Source organism: Hydrogenophaga sp., assembly GCF_030158645.1.
In the GTDB taxonomy this organism is placed as follows: Bacteria; Pseudomonadota; Gammaproteobacteria; order Burkholderiales; family Burkholderiaceae_C; genus Hydrogenophaga.
In genome coordinates this window covers 1-1,860 of sequence record NZ_JAOASO010000099.1, presented here as the reverse complement: position 1 = coordinate 1,860, position 1,860 = coordinate 1, and the positions used below count along the sequence as shown (strand labels likewise).

Genomic DNA, 1,860 nt, shown 5'->3' with positions numbered 1-1,860 from the left:
TGCTCGCGGCCTGCTCGGTGCGCGCGCTCAGGTCCTGGTTGCCCGAGGCGATTTCGGCGCTCGCGTGACCCATGGCCACCACGCCGCCGCGGATGTCACGCACCATCGCCGCCAGCGCGTCCTGCATGCGCTGCACACCGGCGAGCACGCGGGCGGTTTCATCGGTGCCCCGCACCTTCACGTGCACCGACAGGTCGCCCGCCGCCACACGGTCCATGGCCAGTGCCGCCTCGTCCAGCGGCCGCGTGATCCGCACACCGATGGCATAGCCCAGGGCCAGCGCCAGACCCAGCACCGAGGCCGCGACCGTGGCCGTGAGCGCCACCGCTCCAGACTGCAAGTCGGCCAGCAGGACCACCATGCCATCGGCCCGGGCGGTCACGGCTTTGCTGATTTCGTCGAACGCGGCGTCGGCAGAACGAACATCGGCCTTGGCGGGCTCCATGGCCTGGTTGGCGCGCCACGGGTCGTTGATGTCGCCCCGCGTGATGCCGACATGGATCGCTTCCACCGCCTCGCTGTAACGGCTCACACCCGAGCGCATCCGCTTCAGCGCGGCCTGTTCGTCGGCACGCAGCAGGGGCTCGAGCTCGGTCATGCGCTGCAGGCCGCCGGCCACCTGGTCGCGCCACGCCTGGTGGTACCGCGCCAGCGCAGTCTCGTCGGCCAGGTTGAGGAACATGTCCTTCTCGAAGCGCCGCATGTTGCCCACATCCGCGCGAACCTCGCCGAGCGTGCGCACGGCGCTCACCTCCGTCTGGACCAGGTGCTGACCCGCGCTGACCGCACGCTGAAGACCAAACAACGCGCTCGCGGCCACGATCAGGATCCCCAACGCACACAGACCCAACAACAAGGCCAGTTTGGCGCGTACCGAAATGTGAGAAAGCCAGTTCATGGGAAGTCCAGACACGGAGTTGACGGGCCCGACGGGCACTGCTTCAGTTTTCGGTCAAACGGTGGTGGACTTGAGCGTTATCGCGCTTCAAGCTCGCTGGAACGCATTTACCCGGCTTAAATGCTTGCTCTGTATTTGATAGCTTTTGTGTCAGATGCATGACAGTTCCGATGGCTGCGGCTCCGCCGCGGGCTGCGTGTCCCGACGGGGTCTGGGAAGCGCTTGTATAAACGATGGCTTATGAACAAGAACCTCTGGTTGCTGGCCGCCGCACAAGGCCTGTTTCTCACCAACAACGTGGTGTTCATCGCCATCAACGGGCTGGTGGGTCTGTCGCTGGCGCCGCTGGGCTGGATGGCGACGTTGCCGGTGATGGGCTATGTGGTGGGCGGCGCGCTGTCCACACCCCTGGTGGCACGCACGCAAAGCGCATTCGGGCGCAAGGTCTCGTTCCAGATCGGGCTGCTGGTGGCGCTGGGGTCGGCGCTGTTGTGCGCCTGGGCCGTGATGGACCACAACTTCTGGCTGCTCGTGGCCGCCACCGTGATCGCCGGCTACTACAGCGCCAACGGCCAGCTCTACCGCTTCGCCGCGGCCGAACTCAGTGCGCCGGCGTTCCGCGAAAAGGCCATCTCGCTGGTGCTGGCCGGTGGGCTGGTGGGCGCGGTGCTGGGGCCCAACCTGGCCAGCCGCACCCGCACCCTGTTCGATGTGCCGTTTGTGGGCGCCTACCTGTCGCTGGCGGTGGTGGCGCTGCTGTCCATGGCGGTGATGGCCTGGGTGCGTTTTCCGCCCGTGCCGCCCAAAGCGGCCAGCGCCGATCCCGGCCGGCCCTTGAGCGTGATCATGCGCCAGCCGGTGTTCATCGTCGCCACCGCCGGCGCGGCCCTGGGCTACGGCGTGATGAACCTGCTGATGGCGGCCACGCCGCTGGCCATGCAGGTCTGCGGTTTTCCGTTCGA

The 1,860-nt window shown here is 67.2% G+C and carries 2 protein-coding genes; one reads left to right on the top strand and one right to left on the bottom strand.

Annotated elements, in window-relative coordinates:
• On the bottom strand, positions 1 to 898 hold an 898-nt coding region (locus Q1W68_RS11245), incomplete at its 3' end, for a HAMP domain-containing protein (RefSeq protein WP_300716729.1).
• 240 nt (positions 899 to 1,138) lie between these two features.
• On the opposite strand from Q1W68_RS11245, the gene Q1W68_RS11240 reads away from it, so the two are divergent.
• Positions 1,139 to 1,860 (top strand): MFS transporter (locus Q1W68_RS11240; protein WP_300716726.1); only part of this gene is annotated, 722 nt, incomplete at its 3' end.